Origin of the sequence: Streptomyces niphimycinicus (assembly GCF_018883605.1) — a bacterium.
GTDB lineage: Bacteria > Actinomycetota > Actinomycetes > Streptomycetales > Streptomycetaceae > Streptomyces > Streptomyces niphimycinicus.
In genome coordinates this window covers 1-24,678 of sequence record NZ_JAHLEM010000017.1, presented here as the reverse complement: position 1 = coordinate 24,678, position 24,678 = coordinate 1, and the positions used below count along the sequence as shown (strand labels likewise).

Below are 24,678 nucleotides of genomic sequence, written 5' to 3'. Positions count from 1 at the left end.
AAGAACGCTCGACAAGCGAAAGCGAGCGACCCGCCCGCTACCCAGCCGGCCGGCTACCCGCCCGCGAGCTGCCGCTTCACCGCGGCGGCGACCCGGCCGCCCTCCGCCCGCCCGGCGATCTTCGGGTTCACGATCTTCATCACGACGCCCATGGCCCGCTGCCCCTCCGCACCGCCCGCCGCGGCCTCCCGCACCGCCTCGGCCACCAGGGCGTTCAGCTCGTCGTCCGTAAGAGGCTTCGGCAGATACTCGGCGAGCACCTCGCCCTCCGCCCGCTCCCGCTCGGCCTGCTCCGCGCGTCCACCCTTCTCGAACGCCTCGGCCGCCTCGCGGCGCTTCTTGGACTCCCGCGCGACGATCTTCTCCACCTCGGCGTCGGACAGCTCACGGGCCCTCTCGCCCGCGACCTCTTCCTTCGTGATCGCGCTGATGGTGAGCCGGAGAGTCGAGGAACGCAGCTCGTCGCGCGCCCTGATCGCCGCGGTGAGATCGGCCTGAAGCCTGGACTTGAGCGTGGTGGTCATGGCGTCGAGTCTGCCAGCACTGGCCGGGAATCACCCGAAGATTTCTCCCCCGGCCGCGTTCTGCGACCATGGACGGCATGCGCGCGCGATACGGAGTACCCCTGGGAATCACGGCGGTCGGCGCGGCCGGCCTCGCCTACGCCGCCGGCTTCGAAGTCCGGTCCTTCCGGCTCCGGCGGATCACCGTTCCGGTGCTCCCGCAGGGGATGCGACCCCTGCGCGTCCTCCAGATCTCCGACATCCACCTGGTCAGCGGACAGCGCAAGAAGCAGCGCTGGCTCCAGTCCCTCGCCGGGCTGCGCCCCGACTTCGTGGTGAACACCGGCGACAACCTCTCGGACCCGGAGGGCGTGCCGGAGGTCCTGGACGCGCTGGGCCCACTGATGGAGTTCCCCGGCGCCTACGTCTTCGGCTCGAACGACTACTACGGCCCGAAGCCGCGCAACCCCGCCCGCTACATCTTGGAGAAGGCCAGCGGAAAGCACGGTCTGAACGGCAACCCCCCGGTCGTCGGCGCCATCCACAACCCGTGGACGGAGCTGCGTGACGCCTTCGACGCGGCCGGCTGGGTCGGGCTGTCGAACACGCGCGGCCGACTGAAGCTTGAGGACATCGAGATCGCCCTCACCGGCCTCGACGACCCCCACATCAAGCGCGACCGCTACGCCGAGGTGGCCGGCGGCCCCGAGACGGGCGCCGACCTCTCCCTCGCCGTGGTCCACGCCCCGTATCTGCGCGTCCTCGACGCCTTCACGGCCGACCGCTACCCCCTGATCCTCGCCGGCCACACCCACGGCGGCCAGCTCTGCATCCCCTTCTACGGCGCCCTGGTCACCAACTGCGACCTCGACACCCGCCGGGTCAAGGGCCTCTCCCAGCACCAGGCCGGCGGCCACACCTCGTACCTCCACGTCTCCGCGGGCTGCGGCACCAACCGCTACACCCCGGTCCGCTTCGCCTGCCCCCCGGAAGCCACCCTCCTCACCCTGACCCCCCAGACCCCCTGACCTCACCCCGCCCGCCAAAACCGCCCGGAACGCCCCGACCTGCGAGACCTCGAAAACCGGATTTCGTCTCTGGCCACAGGTCGGCTAAAGTAGAGCTCGTTGCTTCGGGGTGTAGCGCAGCTTGGCAGCGCGCTTCGTTCGGGACGAAGAGGTCGTGGGTTCAAATCCCGCCACCCCGACTGAAGGAACACCAGGTCAGGGGCCTGATCCGCGAAAGCGGGTCGGGTCCCTGACTCGTTTCCAGGGCCCCTTGGGAGCCGTTTGGGAGCCGACTCCGAAATCCGGCTCCCAAGGAGCCGCCCACGAGGCAGCGGTCCGGTGCTCCGGCGGGACACCTACCGAGACGCTCCACGTGATCAAGCATCTGGCTCGTGTCCAGGCAGTACGAGGGTGCAGCCCCCGACGCCGCCCCGCGTGCTGCACCAGCCTGAGCCGACGCGCACTGGGATGCCCGCACCGGTACGGGTCCGCAGTGCAAGACAGAGGTTTGCTGTCAGTCCCGGTGCGTAGCCTCGTAGTCATGGAGGAATCCGCACAGGTCCCCCCGGCAGAGCCCGACCGTGGTGAAGCGTGGCAACGGCTGACCGCCTATTCGTATCTCAGCGCGCCGGAGCGGCTGGAGCATGTCGCCATCATGCGGGTGTTCTGCGCGACATTGCTGGCGGATATGGCGGTGCCGGACGTGTTGGCGAAACTCACTGATTCCGGTGGGCCCGCATCGGGACTCGACGCCGAGACGCTTGCCGTTCGGCTCGAACAACTGGTGCGGTGGGGCAACCTGTTGCGCAGCAGCCATACGGTGAAGGCATCGAGCATCACTGAATACCAGCGCGCCCGGTCTCGCTACCAGTTGTCGAAGCTGGGCGAACGGATCCAGCGAGATGCGGACGAGGTGCTGGCGGGGGCGGACGCCGCCCGCGAGGTCAGCAGCGAGTTGCTGGCGCTGGTCGAGCGTGGGCTCCGGGAGTTGACCCGACTCGTCCAGGAGCCGGGTGGGGTGGAGGCACAGGACGCGCTGGAGCGGGTAAGCACCATCTTCGTCCAGTTCACCGAGTTCGCGGACTCTGTCAGGGACTTCTACGCCTATCTGGGCCAAGTGCTCGCCCGCTACGACCTGGACAGCGCCGAGTATCACGGCTTCAAGGAACTGCTCCTCGATTACGTCGAGGCGATTACCGAGGATGTGTCCTTTCGCGCGCCCCGCATCGCCGCGGTTCTCAGCAGTCTTTGGCCTCAGCTACCTGATCTCCTCGATCGGCTCGACGCGCACTCACGTGGCCTTGGCGGAGCCAAGGCCGGGCTGGAGGGAGAAGCGGGGATTCGAGTGCAGCGCAGCCGGGGCCGCGAGATGGCCGATTGGGAGGCGTTGCGCGGCTGGTTCTCCGACGCCGACGGACAAGGCAGTCAGGTCGATCAACTGCGTGATGCCACGCTGCGCGCGCTACAGTCGCTGCTCGCCAATGCCAAGCGGATGCTCCGTTCGGCTTCCGGCGAGATGTCACGGCGCAAGGACCTGTTGCGCCTCGCCCGGTGGTTCGACGAAGCAGCCCCTGGCGAAGCGCATGACATCGCGGTCGCCGCGTTCGGTCTGTACAGCGCCCGGCATCTGGGCGTGCCACCGGCCACGGACGAGGCGGTGCCCGCATACACGAGCTGGTGGACCGGGCCCGTGGTGGAGGTTCCGGTAGCACTCCGCGAGCGGGGCAACCGAGCCCAGCGGGGCCGGGCATCGGCCGTGGAGGACCATTCCCAGCAAAAGCGACGGCTCCAGCAGGCCGCACGCGACCGAGCCGCGGCCAGACGAGCTGCCTCAGAGGAGCTGCGCAGTGCTTCCGGGCGCTTCGCTCAGGTCCGGCTCACCTCTGCCGCCCTTGCCTTGTTACTCGAACTCCTGGCAACGGCATTGGGCAACGCTCAGTTGCGGCGGAACCAGGGCCCTGGAACGGACCAGGTCGGCGGCAGCTTCGCCCTGGACGCGGCGCAGAGCGAGGATGCTGAACTTGGGATCCGTCTCACGGTGCGACGCATAGCCGGTGCGGACACGGTGCTGCACTCGGTCGACGGCGAGCTTCTCCTGGACGATCTGGAGCTGAGCGTCGAGAGCTCCACTGCCAAGGAAGGCCAAGAGGCCGGGGTGAGCGTGTCGTGACCCTTCCCTCAGCCCATGATGTCGCCCTTGCAGCCGAGCGCCGAAGTGCCGCCAGACTGCTGCTCGTTCACCCGCTGGTGACAGCGGCCGGGCCACACTCCGATCTGTTTCCACTGATCCGCAGGCATGCCGACTGGCTGGCGAAGCGATTCCAGCAGGTCCTCGGCTACCAGCTCCTCGTCGACACCTCCTATGCTCGGCTGTTCAAAGCTGGGTTGGGCGCCGGCGCGGGACACCGGCTGGAGCGTTCCACCGGCACGCCCTTCACCCCACGCACCTACGCCTGCTTGGCCTTGGCTCTGTCGGTCCTGGTGACAGCTCCGGAGCAACTGCTGCTGTCACGATTGGTCGCCGACATCAAAGCCGCGGCAGCCGACGCCGGCGTTGAGCTGGAGGGCACGGGCCGGGCGGCGGAGAAGCGGACTCTGGCCGCAGCGCTGCGCCAGTTGGTCGACTGGGGCGTGCTCATCCAAACCGAAGGCAGCGTCAACGCGGTCACTCAGGAGGACGGCGGCGAAGCGCTGATCACTATCGACCGAGAGATCGCCCGCGCTGTCGTCGCCGGTCCCCTCGCGCAAAGCCGGGACGGTACTGACCTGGTACGGAGAGCAGCGGACCCCGGCTTCGGCGGTCCTCGCACGTACGTCCGCCGAATGCTGGTGGAGACGCCGGCCGTGTACCTCGACGATCTGACGGACGCCGAGCGTGACTGGCTGCGTACCCGGCAGCGCAGGGAAGCCCAGGCGTTCTCCGAACTTCTGGGTCTGGAGGCCGAGATCCGGGCTGAGGGGGTGGTGCTGGTCGACGCCGAGGAGGAAGTGACCGATGTGCACCTCCCCGGCACCGGAACCGTCGCGCAGGCCGCGCTGCTCTTGCTGGAGCAGTTGGTGGAGCGCCTGCGGCCCGACAGTCCGGGACATCCGGCGACGGGGGGCCGATTGGTGATCGGTGTCGCCGTTCCCGACGGGATGGTGGACGAGCTGCTGGCTGAACTCGTCGAGGAGTACGGACGGCGGAGCAACTGGCAGCGCGGATACCTGGAGGACCAGACCGCCCTGCGCGACGCCGTACTGGACTTGCTGTCGCGCATGCGGCTCGTGGCCCGCGTCAGCCGACTCCGCTCTCAGGGACAGGGCTTGCCCGAGGGATACGACGAAAGGGTCCCAGAAGATCGTTCTGTCACGGACGTCACAGGGACGCGCGAGGAGGAAACCGGCCTGGTTCTTCTCGCCGCTGCCGCCCGTTACGCCACTCAGGTCACCGTTCGCAAAGCTGCCCGGGGACGCCCCGAGACCGACGTACAGCAGGAGCTGCCGCTATGAGCTCTGATACGAGCGCACCCATCCCCCTGCAGCGTTCCGTACCTTCCTCGTCTCACCGTTTCCGGTTGCACCGAGCGGGGATTCGCAACGTCTGGCAGTACGACGAGCAAGAATTCTCGTTCGGTGACGGGCGGCTGCTTCTGCGCGGCAAGAACGGCGCGGGCAAGTCCAAGGCGCTGGAGATGCTGCTGCCGTATCTGCTGGACGGCGATTCCCGGGCCCTGGACGCCACCGGTACCGGTCGGACCACGCTCGTCTGGCTGATGCTGGACGGCTTCGAGCAGACGAATCGCCTGGGGTACCTCTGGGTCGAGTTCCGTATGACAACGGTCGACGGAGGCGACCGGTACCTCACTCTCGGTGCAGCGATTCGGGCATCGAAGTCGACCAAGAAGGCAATCCCGGCCTTCTTCGTCACGCCGCTCCGTATCGGGGAGGATCTCCACCTCGTCGAGGAAGGGAAACCCCTGCCGGTCGAGAAGCTCAAGGAGAAAATCGGCCCGGACAATGTGACGGAGAGGGCCGTCCAGCACCGGTCCCGCGTGGCCCGTGAGCTCTTCGGTATCACCGACACCACTCGTTATCGCAACCTGACTCAGCTCCTCCACCGGCTGCGCCGTCCCACCGTCGGCGACCGCATCGAGTCCGGTGGGCTCGTATCTCTGCTCAGCGAGACCCTGCCGGGGCTGGAGGAAGAGGTCGTGGAGAAGGTAGCGCGTAACCTCCATGATCTGGATGCCGTACGCGATGAGCTCGGTCGGCTGGAACGAACCGACACGGCGCTTCGCACCTTCCTCACCAGTTACCGCGGCTACCTGGCCGGTGTCCTCCGCCGGGTGTCCGACGGAGTCAGCAAGGAGCTGGATGCGCTTGCTCAGCAGCGCCGGAAAGCGGGCGACGCCGCCAAGGCGACGAACGATCTGAGGATCCGGGAAGCAGAGGCCAATACCCGACTACGGGATCTACGACGGGAGCGGGAAAGGGCGCAGACGGAGCTCGAAGCTCTTCAGGCGAGTGACAAGTACCGCAGCCTGGCCGAGCTGTCCGAACGGCGCAACACTGTGGCTGCCTTGGGTACTGCCGCCGAGACGTCCTTTGCCTCCGTGCTCAGCGCACATCGTGCTGAGGAGTACGCGGCGGACCGGTTGGCCGAAGGGACCCAGCGCCTCGGGAACCGGATCGGCGAGCTCGCGGCAGAGCACCGGGAGCTGTTGACCACGGCGGAGAAGGCAGGGCTGCCGTCGGGGCACCTCGGCGAAGCGGTCCCCCTGCACCACACGAGTCTGGGCGGGCCGACCGAGGTGGAGGTCCTCAGCCCTGCCGAAGAACCACAGATCGTACGGCATCGCAGCGTGACCGTTCCTGATGTGACCTCCACCCGGGCCACGTTGGACGCATGGCATGGGCAGTTGGAAGGTTCGCAGTCGGTGGTGAAGCATCGGCTGCGGATGGTGCAGGAAGTGGACGGCCTCGCCGCCAAAGCCCGCGCATCCCAGGCAGCCGCGGCCGCTGCGGATACCAAACGGGAGCGGCTTGAGGGCGAAGCCGAGGAAGCGGCCAGCCAACTCACGAATCACCGTGCGAATGCTGTCGAAGAGAGTGGTGCGTACGCCCAGGAGGTTGCCGAGTGGGCATCGCGGATGTCCCTCGCCATCGGACCGGAGTGCCCTTCGCTGACGCCTCTCCGGGGCACGGTCGAGCTTGAGACGTCATCGGACGCGTCATTCGCCGAACAAGTTCTGCACGCGGGGATCGACGTGGAGGCGCAGCAGGTCGCTCACGCCGTGCTGGATCCTTACGGCGAGGTTCTGGCCGAGCGGCGGGACGCTCTTGCGCTGAGGGTGAGCCTCCTCTCTGAGGAGCGCGATCGGCTTGTCGGGCTGCAAGAGGAATGGGAACGACGCACGGACCCGGAGCCTCCCGTCCCGTACCACCGTGGAACAGAACGAGCACCCGGCACAGGGGAGCCGTTCTTCCGCCTGGTGGACTTCGCCGATGGACTGGCCTCAGCCGAGCGAGCGGGCTTGGAAGCGGCCTTGGAAGCGAGCGGCATCCTGGACTCCTGGGTCACCGCGGACGGCGTCGTTCTCGATCCGCTTACGCGCGACACCCTGTTCGTGCCCGGGCAGTCAGCGGGGAACGGTGCAACGCTGGGCAACGCACTGCGTGCCGTCTCATATCCCGAGAGTGTCGTCACCATCGAACAGGTGGAGCGCATCCTGCGCACCATCGCGCTCTCGTCGTCCGAGGAGACCACGGCGGCCAGTGCCGTGTACTACGACGGCAGTTGGCGCCTCGGCGCTCTCCGCGGCCGGCACATGAAGGACGAGGCGGAATACGTCGGTGCTGCCGTTCGTGCCGAGACCCGGCGCCGGAAGCTGGCAGAGCTGGAGCAGGCGTTGGCCGAGGTGGAGCAGCGGCTCACCATCGAGCACCACGGTCTGGCAGAGATCGACGCGTGGCGACGTGGCCTGGCTTCGGGGATGCGGGTGTTCCCACAGGCACGGCATTTGGCCCACGCGTGGTCCCAGATCAAGGACGCCGAGACCGTCGTACAAGTCCTTGCCGGGAAGGTGGTCAGCGCCACGCGCGAGGCCGAAGAGATCCGCAGCACGGCTGTAGCCGACCGTGCCGAAGCCGAGGCTACCGCGACAGCCAATGATCTCCCGACCGACCCTGATGCCCTGTCACGAGTACGGACGGCACTGGCTGGCTTGCAAGGCGGCATCAAGCACGTGCAGAGGGCAATCCAGAGCACGGTCCGAGACCTGAGCAGCAGCGTGGCGGAGCACGAGGGCTATGGCCGGGCTTGTGATGACCGCCTGGAAGCCGAGCAGGACTACCAACTTCGTCTCGATGAGCTGCGGCCCGCTCGTCAGGCCCTCCGTACGCTCGAAGAGGCCGTCGGGAGCGCCGAGGACGAGATCCTGGCGCGTGAGGCGGAGACGAAGGGGCGCATCGCGTCTGCGGTTCGCTCCGTACCAGAGGCGCAGAGGGCGCTGGGAGAGCTCCACGATGAGAGGGTCCGCGCCGAGGAGAAGGAAGAAAGCCGCCGCGTGGAGCTGCGCACGCAGGAGACCGCGGTGATCACGGCCGGGAACGCGCTGCGCAAGGCACTGTCCCGGCCGGAAGTGCTGAGCGGCGCGGGCTTGGACCGTTCGGAGTTGCCGGAGCGGCACGGGGACGAGCCCTTGGCCGATATCCGGAGTCGCATACGAGCGCTGCGTGACCTCGCTGAAGCCGTGAAGGGTGGTCTTGACCAGCCGAAGCACGACGTGTCGGACAGTGCGCTGCTCAACCGGCACACCGAACTTCGTGACCAACTCGCGGGCGGCTACGACGCGCAACTCGAAGAGCTGGACGGGATCAAGGTCTGCCGACTGCTCGACGACCACGGACCCCAGGATGTCGCCCAGATCGGCGAACGCATCGCCGAGCAGGCCGCCGAGGCCCGGGGCCGACTCACCGAGCGTGAACGCGAAGTCTTTCAGCGCTTCCTCGCCGGCGAACTCGGTGACCATCTGTCGGCGCAGGTCATCACCGCCGCCAATCTGGTCGCTGCTCTCAACAGCACGCTGAAGACGGTTCGTACGTCACACGGTCTCGGCGTTGAGCTGCAGTGGAAGCTGGACGAAGACGTCGACGCCGATGTACGAGCCGCCGTCGAGCTCCTCCGCAGCCCCTCCGGACTGCGGACGCGCGAGCAGACCGAGCAACTCCGTGAGGTGCTGCAACGCCGTATCGAAGACGCGCGCAGGGCCGACCCCTCAGCCGGCTATGCCGCCCACCTGCGCACCGCCCTGGACTACCGGGACTGGTTCCGCTTCCACACCTTCGTCGTCGAGGACGCCGCCCCGAACCGCAAGCGCAGGCTCACCGGCCGCACCGGGCTCAGCCAGGGCGAGCAGCGCGTGCTCTCCTACCTCGTACTGTTCGCCGCGGCCGCCGCGCACTTCACCACCCTCGGCGAAGCGGCGCCGAACGCACCACGCCTGATCCTTCTCGACGATGCCTTCGCCAAGGTCGACGAGCCCACCCATGGACGTCTGGGGCGGCTCCTCGTCGATCTCGATCTCGACTTCGTCCTCACCAGCGAACGGCTCATGGGCAACTGGCCCGAGGTCCCTTCCCTGCACATCTACGAGTGCCTGCGCGATCCGCACGTACGCGGCGTAGCCACGCTGCACTACACCTGGAACGGCAGCCATCGGCGCCTGGTGTCCGTATGAGCACGCTGCCGACCGAAACGCGGGACTGGCTCACCCGGCCCGGCCTGGACCGTCTGTGGGAAGCGGTCCGTAAGCGTCTGGAGAGCAACGGTCTGCAAGCCACTGGTTCACTGAGAATCAACAAGATCGACGCTCAGGAGAGAACAGCCCTGTCCCAGCTCTTGGGTAAGGCTTTCACCAGCGACACGGTGACGATACGACTCGACGCGTTGGATTCACGCCTGCGTGCCTCAGCCGCAGGACTCGGGCTGGTCGAGACCCTCCAGGCGATTGGGCCACCGCTCACCGACCGGCAGGCCATCCGGGCGGGCGCCGTCGCTCGGCGCGAGATGGTGTGGTCCTCAGTCACCGATTCGCTGGAGGCGTCTCCCTTGAAGACGGAGGCGTGGGCTCGCCAGTGGTACGACGGCCTCCGACGCGTGGGGATACCCAGAGGAATCACACCGGAGGCCGCGGTCCGAACCCTCCAGCAAGCCGTGCAGGTACTGGCGCTGCTTCTGGGGCCTGGCAGGTCAGGCATACGCGGCCGGGGAGAGCTTGCCGCCGAAGTGACCGGGTCGGCCCATGGTCTGGACGACGGGACCTGGCTTGCCCGACTCGTCCAACGCGGCATCGCTCTCGCCCATGACTCCGAACTCCCCGATAACGCGGCTGGACGGCGCGCGCTCTGGCGACTGGCGGCCGTCACTCCGGACGAAGTCTCCAGTACCGTGCTCGCCTACGGTCTACGGCCACTCGGTGATGGCTGGCGAGAACGGGCGCTGCGCGAGAGAGCGCTGCATCACGCGGAGACCCACCTCACCTTGCGTGACTTGCATGTCCTGCACCTGACGTTGCCATCCGGCACCATGGTCCGCATCTGTGAAAACCCACGCGTCGTGGAAGCCGCCGCTGACGCGGCCTGCTCTCAGCCACTCGTCTGCACGTCCGGCAGTGCCGCGACGGCGGTTCTCACCCTCCTGGATGCTCTGGCTGCCAGCGGTTGTCACTTCGCCTATCACGGTGACTTCGACTGGCCTGGGATCGCATTGGCCAACCGGATCATCCGCCGCTATGACGCACGCCCGTGGCGGCTGAGCGCCGAGGACTACGAGCAGCTTGCCGCCAGAACCCAGGCCCAGGGCGTTCCCCAGCTTCCACTCGCCGGCGAGCCCGTCGCCGCGAGCTGGGATCCGGGTCTGGCGCCTGCCATGACCGGGCTGGGCATCGCCCTTCACGAGGAAGCAACCCTCGACCTTCTGGTGACGGACCTGAGCTGAGAATGCAGGCCCCGATCGCCGCCTGACCCGGCGCGGCGCGTTGCGCTGGCGCGGGTAGCCGGGATTACAGGCATCTCTCGCAGAGTCGCCGAACTAGACAGGCCAGCTCCCAAACGGCTCCCGTTCCGCCCCGGGCTTAAGGTCCCGCAGCCGGCAAGGAGGCGCCAGCTCCCCACCAGCTCGCCGGGCAATCGGAACTCGCATCGGCAGGCGTGTCAGCGGGCGCATTCAGGGCAGTGATCCCGATACGGCTGGCATCGACCGTAAACGACGTTGTTGTCAGTGTCCTACGGCACCATGGGTGGACGCTCTGCACCCCGAAGGGCGGGAGTGGCCCTCGGCTCAATCAGGAATCGGTGAGCCGCCCACACAGGGACTCGGACGAACGCTCAAGCAAGTCCCCCAACACGAATCGGAGCCTCATGGACAGCGGTGGAGCCACCCCCAGTCTTCCCTTGAACTTCCTGTGCGCGCTCGTCGTGGACAGCGCCGCAGATGACCCGCCCTCGCGGATGGCCGCCGAGCAGGCTCGGTCGATGGAGGAGGGGCTGGAGCGACGGGAGTTGTTGGAAGCGCTGTTACGCGGCCCTTACGGCGACTCTGCTCCATTGTGGCTGCTGGAGGCCGCCGTCGACAGCGACCTGGTCCGGAAGCCGCCGAAGTCAGATCCGCTATACGCACCGTCCATGGATCTGGCACTGATGGCTCTCTCGCGCTCCTCCTGCACACCGCAGTTGCGGAACGAGTCGCTGAGGCGCTGCACCGCCGTCCAGCTCGGCCGCCTCGGTTCGGCGCAGGCGAGCGGCATCCTGGCTGACGCCATCGCCGAGGCGCTGCGCGAGCGGGGGCCCGGCCAGCAAGCCATGACGGTGGACCTGCTCGGCATTCCGACGGATGCCCAACTGGTACTGCGACAGCATCGACTGCACAGCAGCGTCATCACTGCGGCTGTCGATCTGCTGCCATCCTTCCCTGTTCCCGATGAGAGGGGCGAGGAGGACACGTCGACGTGGCTGGAGAGGTGGAAAGCCGCCGAGCGGGCCTGGCGCACCATGTGGAAGCAGGTGGTGGCCACGCATACCGAACACCACCGGCTACTCGTCGACTGGTCGGACGACAACGATGCCGGACACGTCGTCCGAGAACATCTGCTGGGCAGCATCCCCTGGGACGTTGAGCCAGGACTCCTTGAGGAAATCGCCCAGGACGACCTCGCGTCCTTCCCGCACTCCGTACTCATCACCCGGATGTGCCGCATGCGCCGGGACGGGGCAACGGAACAAGAGGTAAGGGAGCGCTTCGCGAGTGACCTGGCGGAGGTCCGCCCCCAGCAGCGCAAGGGCATCGACCAACTCCTGTCGGATGACAAGTACGGCCTGCGTTACGGCTGCCGGGCTGCCATATCCCACGCCGAACTTGCGGCAGACGGCACGTGGCGTTACATCCTCAACCCCGACCAGGCACAGCAGTACGGGCGCCCTCACTCTTGGCGAGCTTCAGAAGACCAGTTGGCTTCCCTGGCCCAGAAGTTCGCCGAACATGCGGCCGTGGCTCTGATGCTGTGGGAATCCGACCCAAAGGCCCCGGTTCGCTCGGCGAAGGATCTGCGCTGGGTGCGCGACCTGCTGCAGCACCTGCCAGTGGTGACCCCGGAGGTGAAGGAGAGGGCTCGCCTGATCTGTCGGGAGGCAAAACGAGCGCTGGCCGGGCGCCGGGACTACGGCAGGTACGGACTGGACTCGGACGTCCAGCAGGCGCGTGAACTCCTCGACACCATCGAGCGGATGACCGCCGAACCGCTCCCGGACCCTGGCCCGGCGCGCACCGCGTCCCTCGGCAAGCCGGACCAGGTCACTGTACGCGACCTCGCGGGCGCCCCGGACGCTGTCCTCGATGACTACGTGCGACGGCACCAAGGCAACGACGCCCTCGTGGAAAAGGCCCTGCTGTCCTTCGCGTCCCGTGTCTACCGCCGCGACGTGTCCTTCGCCGCCGTGCTGAACCGCCACTCAGACCCGCAGGGCGCACTGCGGGACCTCACTCAGAACCTCCGCCGACGCCTGGGCGGTGGCCCGAACCTCCGAGAGGCGTGGGTGAGCGCCGTGCTGAGCCTGCCCACCACCGACGCCGACCTGACCCGCGCCTTGCCCGCCTGGACCGCCCTCAAAGCCAGAGGCCCCCGCGGCCAGGCAGCGCACCCAGCGGTCACCTCGGTCGTGCGCACCGCCCTTAGCGACAACGCCGAAGCATGGCAACGGTTTGCTACAAGCCCGGCCAGCTATGCGGGGCCCACGGCATGGCTCCGCCTCGGCGACCTCCTCGACGCTGCCGCGAACGGAACACCCTGGCCCACGCCCCCGCACAAGTAGCGATGGCAGGGGTGACAGGAGTCGAACCTGCGACATCCGGTTTTGGAGACCGGCGCTCTGGCCTCTGAGCTACACCCCTTCGACGCCGCCCAGCCTGGCACGACCGAGCACGTGATTCCACGAGTTTTCACGGTGAGCACTGCGGCTGCCGCCACCGACAGCAGGCGCCGCGTAGCCACGGATCACAGCACTGGGCGAGGCACAGGACGGTATGGACGAGCGGCCGCGGCATGACGCTGCCGGAGAGATGGAGATGCAGCGGACTTCGTGATCGCTAGACGCACGCCCTCTCCCCAGACCACCGCAACCAGACCGTCTAACCAGGCAAAATAACAGCAGGTCAGTGTCGATCACGCCCGAACCTCATGCGGGATGAAAACGTCGTGGGGTCAAATCCCGCTACCAGCCATCTTGCGGTGTGGCTCTCTCCGACCACTGCGTGAGCGCTGGCGGGAGATCTACCTCGTGCCACCACGCCGATCCGGCCTGCACAGCGCATAGATCACGCCATTCTCCTGAAATGCATTGTCCCACCCTGTCTCGCACTCCATTCTGAAAAGTTCGCCACCAGCCGAGGGGAGACGGGTGAAGGTGCCGCGACGTGCTGCGAGCGACTCTGACGTCATTGGGCAGACCACAGGTCTGATCAGCTTCCTCAAAGAGGTCGTGCAAAGCAGCCACAACCGCCTGCGCGACGACCGACGATCGCGGGAGCGTCTGTGGCTGGCCAACTTGCCTGCCTCCGTACGCCGCCCGTCTGACCAGGACGAGGGTGGTCTGCTGCTCGCACTCGACCATGTGCCGCAAACAGCACCGCCACCCCTACCCGACATGCTCGATGGATGGGTGGCCGCGGAGGATTGCCAGGATGCGGATAGTGGTGATCCGCCACTCGCGGTCGAGGGACCAGGGCGAGAGCTGGTGCGGGCCGCGGACGGCCGTCAGTGGTGGGAGGAGGCGGAGGACCACACTGTCCGCCGAGAAGACGCGGCCGAAGTGCTCCGGGCCTACGGCCCATGGCTCGATCGCTGGCGTCGCTGGGCGGAGCGGGAGCGTGCAGAGCGAGCGCTTCGGGAGCTGTACGAACAGGTCTATCACTGGCACCAGAAGCTGACACAGCAGGATGACCAGCTTGAACTCGTCCTGGCGACCGGCCTCTTGACGTTGGGGGATCCGCGCGGCGACACCGTCCACCGTCATCTGCTCACTCACCGGGTAGAGACCTCGGTGGACCGCAAGACCGCCCGGGTCACGGTCCGGCTCGTGGCCGGCGGAGCAGTACGGCTGGAGGACCAGGCGTTCCTCGATACCGACGATGGCTGGGCTCCCGAGCGCTCGGCCGCGCTCGCGGAGGAGATCGCGGCCCAGTCGCTCCACCTGCTCGGCTCGGAAGCCCTGGAGCAGTTGGCCCAGTGGCAGGAGCGGGTACTGCAGCGTCCGGTGGCGTTCAGCGCCGAGTGGCAGCCGCCGCGCGAGCCGGAGGTAGGCACACGGCTCACCTACGCCCCGGCCCTGGTGTTGCGCCCACGGGACCGCAACGCCCTGCTGAGCTTCTACGACCGAATCGCGGACAGCGTGGCCTCCGAGGCGCACGCGCCGCTGGGGCTCGCACAACTCGTACTACCTCTGAATCCTGAGGAGCGCACGAACTGGGACGGTCACGACATCCCGCCCCTGTTCGGAGACGACCCGCTCTTCCCGGGAAAGACCAACGAGCGGCAGCGGAGTGTGCTGCGGCGGCTGGAGCACGACACGGGCGTGGTGGTGCAGGGTCCGCCCGGTACCGGCAAAACACACACCATCGCCAACCTGGTCTCCGCGCTGCTCGCCCAGGGGCAGAGGGTCCTGGTGACCAGCGCCCGCGACCAAGCCCTGACGGTCCTGCGAGACAAGCTTCCGCCCGCAGTGCGGGACCTGTGCGTCCTCCTTCTCAGCTCCGCGCGGCAGGACGGGGCGGACGAACGGGAACGCACGATCAACGCTTTGACCGATCAGGTCGCCACCAGTGACCCCGAGCAGCTGAGGGACGATATCCGTCGGCTTTCCGCACGCCGGGAAGAGGTGCGGGGGAGGATCGCCACGCTCACTGAGCAGGTCATCGCGCTACGAGAAGCGGAGGTCCGCCAGCACCGGGAGATCGCCCCCGGATATGGCGGTGTCCTCGCGGCCATCGTGCAGCGCGTCCGAGACCACGCCGAGCGTCATTCCTGGATCGGCCTGATTCCAGATGGGCCGGACTCCTCCGTTCCCCCGCTGTCCCCCGCACAGGCGGCGGAGCTGTTGAGCCTGCTACGCGACGGCGCGGCTGAGCCACGTGCGGGTGGCACTCTGCCGAATCCGGACACCCTCCCCTCCCCCGAGGAGCTGGCCGAGGCCCTCGCAGTCGGCCGCGTCGCCGATGACGGCCTGTCTCGCGAAGCGGCTGCCATCCGCGACGACCTTGCCCGACTCGACGCTTCCGTAACTGATGAGCTGACCATGCTCGCAGGTGAATGCCGGACGACTCTGCACCACCTGGGTCTGCCACCGTCGGCCAGGCAGTGGGACGCCGACAAGTGGACCACCAAGGCCCTTACAGACCAGCTCTCCCGCGACAACCTCACCCTGTGGCGTCGCGTTTCCGGGCTCGCCGGTGAGCTCGCTGCCGTCTCCCAGCAGGTGGACGAGCAGGAGATGAACCGTGTCATCGTGCCCGAGCAGCTCTCCGCCGAGCGGGCCGATGCGATGCTCACGACAGGCTCTGCGCTGCGCGATCATCTCGCCTCCGGTGGCAAGTTGCGTGTCCGCGGCAGCTTCCGTGCCCCGAAGGTACAGAAGGCCGCTCAGGAGATCCTCGACGCGTGCACCGTGAACGGTCATCCTCCGCAAACGTTGGAGGATCTCGACACTGTCCTCGTCCACCTGCGCGCTCACTCGGTGGTTGCCACGCTCGCGGAGCGATGGGCACAGGCGGGAGTCCCAATAGCCGAAGGGCCGGTGGACCTCCGTCTGGCTTCCCTGAGCGAGTCATACGCGCGCCTGGAGCACATCAATGCGTTTGGAGCCGTACGCGAACGCATCGATGAACTGCTCGTACGCCACGGCCTGCACATCGCTCTCACCTCTCGGTCCGCGTGGCAAGACTTCACCAGCGCGCTGACTGCTCTCTCCGGTCGGCGGGCGGCGGACGAGGCCACGGCTCGGCTGGCGGCATGGGAGGAGCAACTCCGCGCGCCGGTGGAGAGTTCCCATCCCGCGGCCGAAGCGCTGGCGGCTGCCCAGGCCGTCCGGGAGCAGGACATCGACCGCTACGCCAAGGAACTCGAGGCATTGCGGGAGGCTCATCAGCGTGAGCACCGCCGACGCCGGTGCGGCGTACTTCTGGACAGCGTGCGCAGGGCGCACCCCTTACTCGCCGACCGGCTGACGGAGGACCCCGGCGATCCCGCATGGGAGGTGCGGCTCGGTTCACTGGCCGAGGCGTGGGCCTGGGCACGGGCCTCCGCGTTCGTGCGTCGCCAGCGCACACCGGGACGCGAGCGTCAGCTTGAAGGCGAACTAGCTCAGTGCGAAAGGAATCTGGAGAGTCTGACAGGTGAGCTCGCCGCCACCTGGGGGCGACTGCACTGTCTGCAGCGCATGACGCAGGAGCAGCGTTCCGCACTCCAGGCGTACCGCAACCACATGGCCTCGTACGGTAAGGGCAAAGGCCGCAATGCAGGCCGCTTCCGTTCCGCGGCCAACGACTCCATGAGGGTGGCGCAAGGAGCGGTACCTGCATGGGTCATGCCCATCTCGCAGGTCGCCGAGACGGTGCTGCCCAAGCGAGACGCATTCGACGTGGTCATCGTGGACGAAGCCAGTCAGGCAGGCATGGACGCGCTGTTCCTGCTGTGGCTCGCTCCCCGTGTGATTGTCGTCGGGGACGACAAGCAGTGCGCACCCCCGGTCAGCGGCATGGGCCGTCTGCAGGCCATCCAGGACCGGCTCATCTCCCATCTGCCGGACATGCCGCCCATGCTGCGCCAGCTCTACACCCCAGCCACCAACCTCTACGAGCTGTTGTCCACCTTCTTCCCGAAGGTGATCCGGCTGGAGGAACACTTCCGGTGCATGCCCGAGATCATCGGCTGGTCCTCCCAGACCTTCTACAACAACAAGCTACAGCCGCTGCGCCAGTACGGCGGTGAGCGCCTCGATCCCCTCGTGACGCACTTCGTCGAGGGAGCCGTCACCCAGGGACGCGACAGCCGACTCCGCAATCCGAAGGAAGCCGAGGCAATCGTCGACTGCCTGGCCCAGCTCGTGGAGGATCCCGCCTACCGGGACAAGACCATGGGGGTCATCACCCTCCAAGGACCGGTCGGCCAGGTCAAACTCCTGGAACATCTGATCAACGAACGTATTCCGGCTCCGCTGCGTGAGCGCCACCAGATCCGTGTGGGGAACCCCGCGTCGTTCCAGGGAGACGAGCGGCACGTCATCCTGCTGTCGATGGTCGCCGCCGACCCGCCGCGCATCGCGGGGGGCGCACGCAGCGAACGGCAGGCGTACAACGTCGCTGCCTCCCGAGCCCAGGACCAGATGCGACTCTTCTACTCGGTTCCGCCGGGCCGCCTCAAGAAGGAAGACCTGCGTCTCAACCTCCTTGCCTACATGGAAAACCCCCCTGCCGCGCTGGCAGAGGCCGACGACATCGGGGAAGTATCGAGTGACGTCCCGCAGAAGCCGTTCGAATCACTCTTCGAGCAGCACGTATACCTGCGTCTGAAGGATCGCGGATATCACGTCATCCCGCAGTACCCCGCGGGGAACAAACGCATTGACCTCGTCGTCGTAGGCGCACGCGGGCGCCTGGCCGTGGAGTGCGACGGCGACCGGTATCACTCGACGCCCGAACAGATCCAGCATGACCAGCGGCGTGAGCGCGAACTCCAGAGGGTGGGCTGGACCTTCTGGCGTGTCCGCGAGAGCGAGTTCCGATTCGACCCTGACGAAGCACTGGATGGGCTGTGGGATGAGCTGAACCGACTGGGCATCCGTCCAGCAACGTTCGGCGGCACCGACGGCGCGTCGCACTCGAACTCCGCATCCGCCCGCATGCAGTGGACCCCGCTCGACCTCTCCGCCAACGAGGAACTGGCCGAGGACCCAACGGAATCCCCCGATGGCCCGGACACGACCGATCCGCTCGCTGCCCTCGGCATGGCAGACGACGACACCGAAGACGACAGGACGAAAGGACCGGTATGACCCTGCAGTCCCCACTCGGCATTTTGGACGCCAACACCCTGGAGGAGTTGGCCCGCGTCATCTGCGGCGATGAGCACCTCTACTACCGCAAGGGGTTCGAGATCGCGCGATTCCTGGAACATGCCGGCTGGCAGCAGGTGCCGGAATACGACGGTGGGTATCGCAGGGAGTGGACGCTTGCCCGGCTGACCGAGCGCCGAGAGGAGCCCACTGAGCTGGAAAAGGTACTGCTCCGGCTCGCCGACCCACGAGAATACTTCGACGAACCCAACCAGCTTCCGGCTGTCATCTCTGCCGTCAACGCCTTCCTCGTCCACGAGGGGGCACGTCTGGAGAACCCCGGCGGCCGCCCCCGCATCGTCGCCTGCGATCCGTCTCTCGCCCACCCAGGCAGCCAAGGCCCCGTCGAGCTCAAAGCAGCCATGACCGACCTCATCGGAGATCGGAAGATGGCCGACCTCCTTCAGCACCGACTGGACGAGGCGCGCACCTGCTACGCGAACGGCGCTCACGTGGCCGCCATCATCATGCTCGGCAGCCTCCTCGAAGGCGTCCTGGTCCACGTGGTCCAGGAGCGCAACGCGTCGCTGCTCGGCAGGACCTCCCCGGACAACGTGAACCTCGACACCTTGATCAAAACCTGTCATGACGCCGGCTGGATCGGTGCCGACGTCCAGCGGTTTTGCCACGAGCTTCGCAAATACCGCAACTTCGTCCACCCGCGCGCAGAAATACGCCAAGCCCATACTCCGGACCGCGACACGCTGGACATGTGCTGGCCAGTAGTCAATGCGGTCCTGAACGACCTCGCTGACTCCCAGACCTAAGAACACAATCCCGCTAAAGCACCGCGTCGACCTGTACCACTCGTGCGATTCGTAAGGGGGAAGCAAGTTGAAGCCCGCAGCAGATGTACTGACGGAGCTTTCGCAGCCATCGAACGTCGCAACCCACTCAACCATGGCACTGGTCGGCAGTGTGGACGCGGCAGGCGCCGAGGATGACGAGAAGAGGAAGGAGAAGGAACTCGACGCTCTGCGACGCAAGCCGAAGCTCCAGGTCATACCCGCGGTGGAAGTCGGTTCCCTCCGTCTGGCCCCCTGGGATGTGCTTCACACGCTCGGTCGGGCAATCGCTCTCGCTCGGCGAGGTGCAGGTCGCGGACTCGCCGAGCACTGGGGAAGCCTGAAATACAGCCAAGCCCTGACCGGTGGCTCGGACACCTACATGAAGCTCTCGGCCGAGGGCCGCGAAACGGCCGACTATTACAAGGCACTCCAGTCAGGGGAACTCGGGATCGGCTTTTCTCTGGCCCTCGCCAAGCAGGTCCTGAGCCGCCGCTATCCGCGTCACGTCGTTTCAATCGTCCCGGCCGATACGGCCCTACGGGCGGGCTGGGCCCTGACCAGCAGAGACAAGGGACCTCGATCGGGCTACCGGTATCGTCCGAGGTTCTTCGCCGAGGTCTGGAAGCCTGGAGAGCCGTCACGGGTCTTCACGATCGAGTCCAAGGGCAACCACAGCAACGCCGCGGCCTCGTACGATCAGCTCGCATCTGCCTCAGCACACGTAGAGGCGGTGCACATCGGATCATGGAACGAGACGCCGAGCCTGGTATTCAGTACCGAGCTGCCCGTGGAGGGTCCTCTCACTGTCCACGCCCTGCATTTCGATGGAAAGGGCGGCTGGTTAAGCAGCTCTGCAGGCTCCGCCGACAGGAATCTGGACCACTTCATCGAGGACGAGAACTTCTATCCGGGGATCCAGCCGCTGGCCGAGGGAGGCAGGCAACCTCAACCTGAGCCTGGCTTCCATGTCACGCCAGAACGCTACGAGTGGTTCCGGCACGTCCTCGCCCGCACAGCCGCCGCTGGGCTGACCGCCTTCGCCGGCGACGGCGAGGCAACCGTCCAGTACCTGACCAAGAGGCAAGGGGTGCGTCACTTCACCGGCTTCGCTCACGCGGCCACAGGCAGTGTCCAGGACGCACGACAGAGGCTCCTAGGTATCCGGTTCGTCGGCACAGACCACGTCTTCCGCTTGAACAGAACACGTGTGGAGGCGTTCTCCGGGGTCGCGGAGGACCTCTTCCGCCACCTTGAAGCTGGCCAAGTGGAGCAGTACCGCCGTGAGGTCCATGCCCGACGAGCCAGTTGGCCCGTCGACAGGTGGGACGGCAAGTGGCAAGGTCCCGTGTCGGTGGACTCTGACGGGTCCGTGCTCGCCATGCGCGTGCTGACCTGAGGTGCCTGGGAGCCATCTGGGAGCCGACCCGCTCCCGGAGGCCCCGCGACACCACGGCACACCCGTCAGAGCCAATCCTCTGACCAGCACAAACGTCATCCATGCAGACCCGATCGGCGCCCGGACCTCGTTCGGGACGAAGAGGTCGTGAGTTCAAATCCCGCCACCCCGACACAGGTCAGAGGGCCACTTACCAGTTTTGGTAGGTGGCCCTCTGCGTTGTACAGCACCGGAGTACAGCAACCTCTACGGCTCTTGCCGATCGCCCTTCTTCGGCTTCCGCTTGCTGGCGCGGTCCAGCGCCTTACCCAGCTTGCGCAGCGCCCGGCGGGTCCCGTCGGACGGAACGTGGGTGTAGACCTCCATCGTCACCGCGATCTCCGAGTGCCGGAGGATCTGCATCGCGATCCGGGGGTGCACGTCCATCGCGGCGAGCAGCGACGCGCAGGTGTGACGTGTGTCATGCACCCGGATCGTCCGCACCCCGGCCCGGTCGCAGCGTCGGTTGAACTCCCGGTTGAAGTTCCTCGGCTCAATGGGCGTACCGAAGCGGGTGGTGAAGACGAAATCCGAAGCGGTCCACGACTCCCCCGCCGCGGTCTTCGCGGATGCCTGATCCTGCTGCCGGCGGCGGAGAGCCGCCAGGCAGATATCCGGCAGCGGAAGCACCGCCTCAGAAGCCTCGGTCTTGGCGGTGTCCGAGTGGAGCAGCCGCCGCCGTACGCGCTGGAGCTGGTGCTGAATGCGCAGCTCGCCCGCGTCAAGGTTCACGTCCGACCAGGTGAGGCCCAGCACCTCCCCCTTGCGGAGGCCGAGCACCAGGACCAGGACGTACGCCCCATAGAGGTAGTCCCGCATCGCCCGGGCGTTCTCCAAGAATGAGCAGGCTTCCTCCACCGACCACGGATCCGGCCGCTTCCGCCGCGCCCGCTGGACCTTGATCATCTGTGCCACGTTCTTCGAAATCAGCTCTTCGACCACCGCGTTGCCCAGCGCGCTCCGCAACACGGTACGGGCATCGTTCACCGAACGCTTCGAGAGGGTCTGGCGGCAGCACTGACCCCGAGCGCAGAACCCACCGGGACCATCAGCGAAGCACTCCTAGAGGTCCGGGACCAGCTCCGCACCTTGAACGCGGAGGTCCAGAGCCTCAAGCAGGAAGTTGCCGAACTGAAGTCGCGGCATGACGTAGACCGCCCCTCTCTACGTCATGCCGTCGTGCACGGCCGGGCTCACGCATCCGCTTCGAGCGTCGCTGGCGGGCCAGACAGAGCGGTAATCGCGGACAGCTCTCGGTCGACCGAGAGTCCAGTTGTCTCCGATATCACTGATGGCGTCGAGTCCATGCCACTCCTTGGAGCCGCCATGAAGTTCCCTCGCTGGGCCTTAGCCGTCACCGCTGTGGTGTCGGCGGCTCTGATCACAGGGGTGCAGGCCCCCACCGCCTCCGCCGCCACGTTCACCGCAGAACTGGTGGCCCGCAACAGCCAGAAGTGCGTGTCGGTCGCGGGTGCGAGCACCCAAAACGGTGCTGCTGCGGTCCAGTGGGACTGTGTGAACGGCACCAACCAGCAGTGGAAGCTGGTGGCCACCAGCGCTGGCTACTACACGGTCAGTGCCGTGAACAGCGGCAAGTGTTTGTCGGTCAGCGGCGCGAGTGTCCAAAACGGCGCCACGGTGGTCCAGTGGGACTGCGTGAACGGCACCAACCAGGAATGGAGGCTCGTCCAGAAGGACAGCGGCTACTTCTCCATCGAAGCTCGGCACAGCGGTAAGTGCTTGTCGGTCAGCGGCCAGAGCACCCAGAACGACGCCGCGCTGGTCCAGTGGGACTGTGTGGAGTACTCCAACCAGCACTTCCGACTCGGCTAAGCCAACACTCCCCAGTGCGGTCACATGCACCCCGCTACCAGGAGATGGTGACGGGAGCGCATGTGGCTCACTTGCTTCCCTCACCGCGGGATGACCTCTTAAGCTCCGTCACCTCCGCGCGCACGTCCTCCAGCTCCACACGCAAACGATCAGCCATAGCCGCGATTTCCGCCAGCAGCGCCCGCTCCTGAAAGACGAGTGTCCGGTGATCCATTCGGATCGTGCTGTGGACCCCGACGGGTCACGAAGCCGTCAGATGGCTGGCTTGACGGCAGTCGTTGACGGCAACGGGTGGGCGCACAGCCCGTATCGCGAGACTCCTCCGCGCACTGGGCGGGCTGGGGATAGGTGTCGTCGGACTGATCACTGCATAGGGGTGACGAACTTCTAAGGCCGTGGTCAGCGAGTGCTGTACAGCAGCGAAGTACAGCAACCACCGCGACCGCAGCCCACCGACACCAGCCCTAGCCGACCCGCTGACCAGCCCAGCAGACCTCAGCGACAGCCCGGCCCGTAGTTCGGGAGGAAGAGGTCGTGGGTTCAAATCCCGCCACCCCGGCTGAAGGAACACAGGTCAGGCCCGGGGCCCGCACGGGCGCTTTCTAGGGGTCGTTGCAACACGTGGTCGTGTTGATCAGGCCGCGAGCAGTTTATGCAGGCGCTCGGCTGGGGTTTCCCAGCCGAGCGTTTTGCGTGGGCGGCCGTTGAGCTCGGCGGCGACGGCGTCGAGGTGCTCGCGGCTGTGGACGGACAGGTCGGTGCCCTTGGGTGCCTCTGTGTTTGTCAAGCGGCCTGGTGCGGTCGCGTAGGCTCGGGTTCGGCGGGTCCGGGAAGTGACTTGTCCGAAGAGTCGGCTGTCGGGGTTGGGTCGGCCGCGCTGGATGCTGTAGTCGCCCCCGGTTGTCCTCCTGGGCCCGTCGTCCTGGTGCGTCGGCGTTCGTCGCCGATCATCGTGCGCCAGACGTGATCAGCGAGGCGACGTTTCAGGCAACGTTGTGCTTCCCTGGGTGTCTTTCCTTCTGCGAGTTTGGCCTGGTAGTAGGTGTGGCCCCTGGTGCCCGGCATGCGGATCTGCGTGATGGCGACGGTGTGAAGTGCCGCGTTGAGCTGGCGGTCGCCGCGCCTGGATAGGCGATGGCGTGCCCGGCCGGCGCTGGCGATCTCGATGGGAGCCGTGCCGGCGTACTGGGCGAAGGCGCTGGCAGTCGCGAAGCGGGTGGGGTTCCCGGTCCGGCCCAGGAGGCGGGCGGCGGTCACGGCTCCGATGCCAGGAGTGTCAGTCAGCCGGCTTTCGGACTCTGCGACCAGCGCGGCCATGGCTTTGGTGTTGTCCTTCAGCTTCACGTCCCAGGTCCGGATCTCGGCGATCAGGTCAGCGGCGAGGGTGTGGCGGGTGAGCTCGGCCGAACCCGCGGGGACCACCGTGTCCAGCAGCTGTTCGGCTTTGGCCGCGGACAGATCGCGCGGCGCCCCGCCGGGCAGGAGTGCCCGCAGCAGCGCATGGAGCTGGTTCACCGCGCGGACCCTGCTCTGCGCAAGATTGCTGCGCCGTTCGTCCAGCAGCGCCAGCGCATCCGTTGAACCTTCGGGCTTCACCGGTCGTGCATCGCCTTGGAGAGCAGCGACGCACGCTGCCGCGGCGGCATCGATGCGGTCGTTCTTGCGGCCTGCGCCGCGCGAAAGCTGGCGGACGCGGGCGGTGGCGCTCGGTGCGACATCAACGACCTGCTCGTCCCGGGCGAGCAGCCATGACGTCAGGTGGTGTCCCAGGCCCCTGGCGTTCTCGACGGCCCATCGCCGCTCGGGCCACTGTCGGGCCCAGTCCAGCAGGCGCTGGTAGTCCTGGAGCGTCACGTCGATGCGGATCGATGCGTGATCACGGTTGGTCTCGGGATCGACGGCCGTGGCCGTATGAGTCGACTTGTGTGGATCTATGCCGATCAGCATCATCGGCGGTCCCCTTTTCTCGCACGTCGGGTCGGTGGATCCGCAGCTGACATCCCGACTTCGAGAAACGTGGGGTGGCCGATGCTCATGCCTCTGTTGAGTCAAGCCGCGAACGGTCACCGGGCAGGTCGACACACCCAAAGAGAGCCAGCCCTCGCGGGCGGCAGGAAGTACTCGAGTCAGCCTGCCCGGCGTCCTGCGGCACGTTACGGGCGGCCAACCCGATCACAAACACCGCTGCCCCCAATACAAGTTGGGAAGTACTGGCGCAGCAGTCCGTTCGTGTTCTCGTTCGAGCCGCGCTGCCAGGGGCTGGCTGGGTCACAGAAGTAGACCGGGACGTCGGTCGCGACGGTGAACTCGCGGTGGCGTCCCATTTCGCTGCCCTGGTCCCAGGTCAGGGACCGCTTCAGGTGGGCCGGCAGCGTCTGGACTGTCTCGACCAGGGTGTCGCGGACCAGCTCGGTGCCCCGGCCGTTCGGCAGGTGCAGCAGCAGGACGTAGCGGGTGGAGCGTTCGACGAG

Annotated in this window: 14 protein-coding genes, 2 tRNA genes and 1 pseudogene; 11 read left to right on the top strand and 6 right to left on the bottom strand. The window is 66.9% G+C overall.

From position 1 onward, the window contains the following. Positions 1–53: 53 nt before the first annotated feature. Entirely contained in the window at positions 54–524 is a 471-nt protein-coding gene (locus KN815_RS02250; protein ID WP_216339633.1) for a GatB/YqeY domain-containing protein, read from the bottom strand. Between the two features lie 77 nt (positions 525–601). Between KN815_RS02250 and KN815_RS02245 the strand changes: the two genes are divergently transcribed. The 7 genes from KN815_RS02245 to KN815_RS02215 all read left to right on the top strand — a co-directional run bounded on the left by KN815_RS02245 (position 602) and on the right by KN815_RS02215 (position 12,859). Next, the gene (locus KN815_RS02245) at positions 602–1,531 is read left to right on the top strand and encodes a metallophosphoesterase (RefSeq protein WP_216339631.1); all 930 of its coding nucleotides are present in this window, start codon (positions 602–604) and stop codon (positions 1,529–1,531) included. Positions 1,532–1,636: 105 nt separating this feature from the next. Then, a tRNA-Pro gene (locus KN815_RS02240) sits at positions 1,637–1,710 on the top strand. A gap of 341 nt (positions 1,711–2,051) precedes the next feature. Further along, the gene (locus KN815_RS02235) at positions 2,052–3,680 is read left to right on the top strand and encodes a TIGR02677 family protein (RefSeq protein WP_216339629.1); all 1,629 of its coding nucleotides are present in this window, start codon (positions 2,052–2,054) and stop codon (positions 3,678–3,680) included. Continuing rightward, on the top strand, positions 3,677–5,002 hold the full coding sequence (locus tag KN815_RS02230; RefSeq protein ID WP_216339626.1) for a TIGR02678 family protein: 1,326 nt from the start codon (positions 3,677–3,679) through the stop codon (positions 5,000–5,002). The genes KN815_RS02235 and KN815_RS02230 overlap by 4 nt, the downstream gene beginning before the upstream one ends. Next, positions 4,999–9,231: a TIGR02680 family protein gene (locus KN815_RS02225; RefSeq protein WP_216339624.1), complete on the top strand. Its 4,233-nt coding sequence runs from the start codon at positions 4,999–5,001 to the stop codon at positions 9,229–9,231. Before KN815_RS02230 ends, KN815_RS02225 begins: the two co-directional genes overlap by 4 nt. Then, on the top strand, positions 9,228–10,490 hold the full coding sequence (locus KN815_RS02220) for a TIGR02679 family protein (RefSeq protein WP_216339622.1): 1,263 nt from the start codon (positions 9,228–9,230) through the stop codon (positions 10,488–10,490). Before KN815_RS02225 ends, KN815_RS02220 begins: the two co-directional genes overlap by 4 nt. A 512-nt stretch (positions 10,491–11,002) precedes the next feature. Further along, positions 11,003–12,859: a hypothetical protein gene (locus tag KN815_RS02215; RefSeq protein ID WP_216339620.1), complete on the top strand. Its 1,857-nt coding sequence runs from the start codon at positions 11,003–11,005 to the stop codon at positions 12,857–12,859. 3 nt (positions 12,860–12,862) lie between these two features. Here the strand turns inward: KN815_RS02215 and KN815_RS02210 are convergent. Then, positions 12,863–12,938: transfer RNA gene (locus tag KN815_RS02210), tRNA-Trp, on the bottom strand. A gap of 506 nt (positions 12,939–13,444) precedes the next feature. Between KN815_RS02210 and KN815_RS51460 the strand changes: the two genes are divergently transcribed. The 3 genes from KN815_RS51460 to KN815_RS02195 all read left to right on the top strand — a co-directional run bounded on the left by KN815_RS51460 (position 13,445) and on the right by KN815_RS02195 (position 20,335). Next, positions 13,445–18,091, top strand: coding sequence for a PDDEXK-like endonuclease domain-containing protein (locus KN815_RS51460; RefSeq protein ID WP_216339617.1), 4,647 nt, complete (start codon positions 13,445–13,447; stop codon positions 18,089–18,091). After that, positions 18,088–18,918, top strand: a complete 831-nt coding sequence (locus tag KN815_RS02200; protein ID WP_216339615.1) for a DUF4145 domain-containing protein — start codon at positions 18,088–18,090, stop codon at positions 18,916–18,918. The genes KN815_RS51460 and KN815_RS02200 overlap by 4 nt, the downstream gene beginning before the upstream one ends. 133 nt (positions 18,919–19,051) lie before the next feature. Next, a complete protein-coding gene (locus KN815_RS02195; protein ID WP_253208695.1) occupies positions 19,052–20,335 on the top strand; it encodes a hypothetical protein in 1,284 nt (427 codons plus the stop codon). A gap of 246 nt (positions 20,336–20,581) precedes the next feature. Here the strand turns inward: KN815_RS02195 and KN815_RS02190 are convergent, their stop codons facing one another. Then, on the bottom strand, positions 20,582–21,361 hold the full coding sequence (locus KN815_RS02190) for a tyrosine-type recombinase/integrase (protein WP_216339612.1): 780 nt from the start codon (positions 21,359–21,361) through the stop codon (positions 20,582–20,584). A 339-nt stretch (positions 21,362–21,700) separates the two neighbouring features. Here KN815_RS02190 and KN815_RS02185 point away from each other — a divergent pair, with 339 nt between their 5' ends. After that, on the top strand, positions 21,701–22,207 hold the full coding sequence (locus KN815_RS02185) for an RICIN domain-containing protein (RefSeq protein ID WP_216339609.1): 507 nt from the start codon (positions 21,701–21,703) through the stop codon (positions 22,205–22,207). A gap of 634 nt (positions 22,208–22,841) precedes the next feature. Here KN815_RS02185 and KN815_RS02180 read toward each other — a convergent pair. The 3 genes and pseudogenes from KN815_RS02180 to KN815_RS02170 all read right to left on the bottom strand — a co-directional run. After that, positions 22,842–22,976: pseudogene (locus tag KN815_RS02180) on the bottom strand (IS30 family transposase); the annotation flags it as partial. Between the two features lie 14 nt (positions 22,977–22,990). Further along, positions 22,991–24,157, bottom strand: a complete 1,167-nt coding sequence (locus tag KN815_RS02175; protein WP_216339607.1) for an IS110 family RNA-guided transposase — start codon at positions 24,155–24,157, stop codon at positions 22,991–22,993. 203 nt (positions 24,158–24,360) lie between these two features. After that, the coding region (locus KN815_RS02170; protein ID WP_372458229.1) for an IS30 family transposase at positions 24,361–24,678 on the bottom strand (318 nt) is incomplete at its 5' end.

Coding starts and splice junctions, on each gene's coding strand:
- KN815_RS02250 (WP_216339633.1), bottom strand. CDS start 524: ATGACCACCACGCTCAAGTCCAGGCTTCAGGCCGATCTCACCGCGGCG.
- KN815_RS02245 (WP_216339631.1), top strand. CDS start 602: ATGCGCGCGCGATACGGAGTACCCCTGGGAATCACGGCGGTCGGCGCG.
- KN815_RS02235 (WP_216339629.1), top strand. CDS start 2,052: ATGGAGGAATCCGCACAGGTCCCCCCGGCAGAGCCCGACCGTGGTGAA.
- KN815_RS02225 (WP_216339624.1), top strand. CDS start 4,999: ATGAGCTCTGATACGAGCGCACCCATCCCCCTGCAGCGTTCCGTACCT.
- KN815_RS02220 (WP_216339622.1), top strand. CDS start 9,228: ATGAGCACGCTGCCGACCGAAACGCGGGACTGGCTCACCCGGCCCGGC.
- KN815_RS02215 (WP_216339620.1), top strand. CDS start 11,003: ATGGCCGCCGAGCAGGCTCGGTCGATGGAGGAGGGGCTGGAGCGACGG.
- KN815_RS02200 (WP_216339615.1), top strand. CDS start 18,088: ATGACCCTGCAGTCCCCACTCGGCATTTTGGACGCCAACACCCTGGAG.
- KN815_RS02195 (WP_253208695.1), top strand. CDS start 19,052: ATGGCACTGGTCGGCAGTGTGGACGCGGCAGGCGCCGAGGATGACGAG.
- KN815_RS02185 (WP_216339609.1), top strand. CDS start 21,701: ATGAAGTTCCCTCGCTGGGCCTTAGCCGTCACCGCTGTGGTGTCGGCG.
- KN815_RS02175 (WP_216339607.1), bottom strand. CDS start 24,157: ATGATGCTGATCGGCATAGATCCACACAAGTCGACTCATACGGCCACG.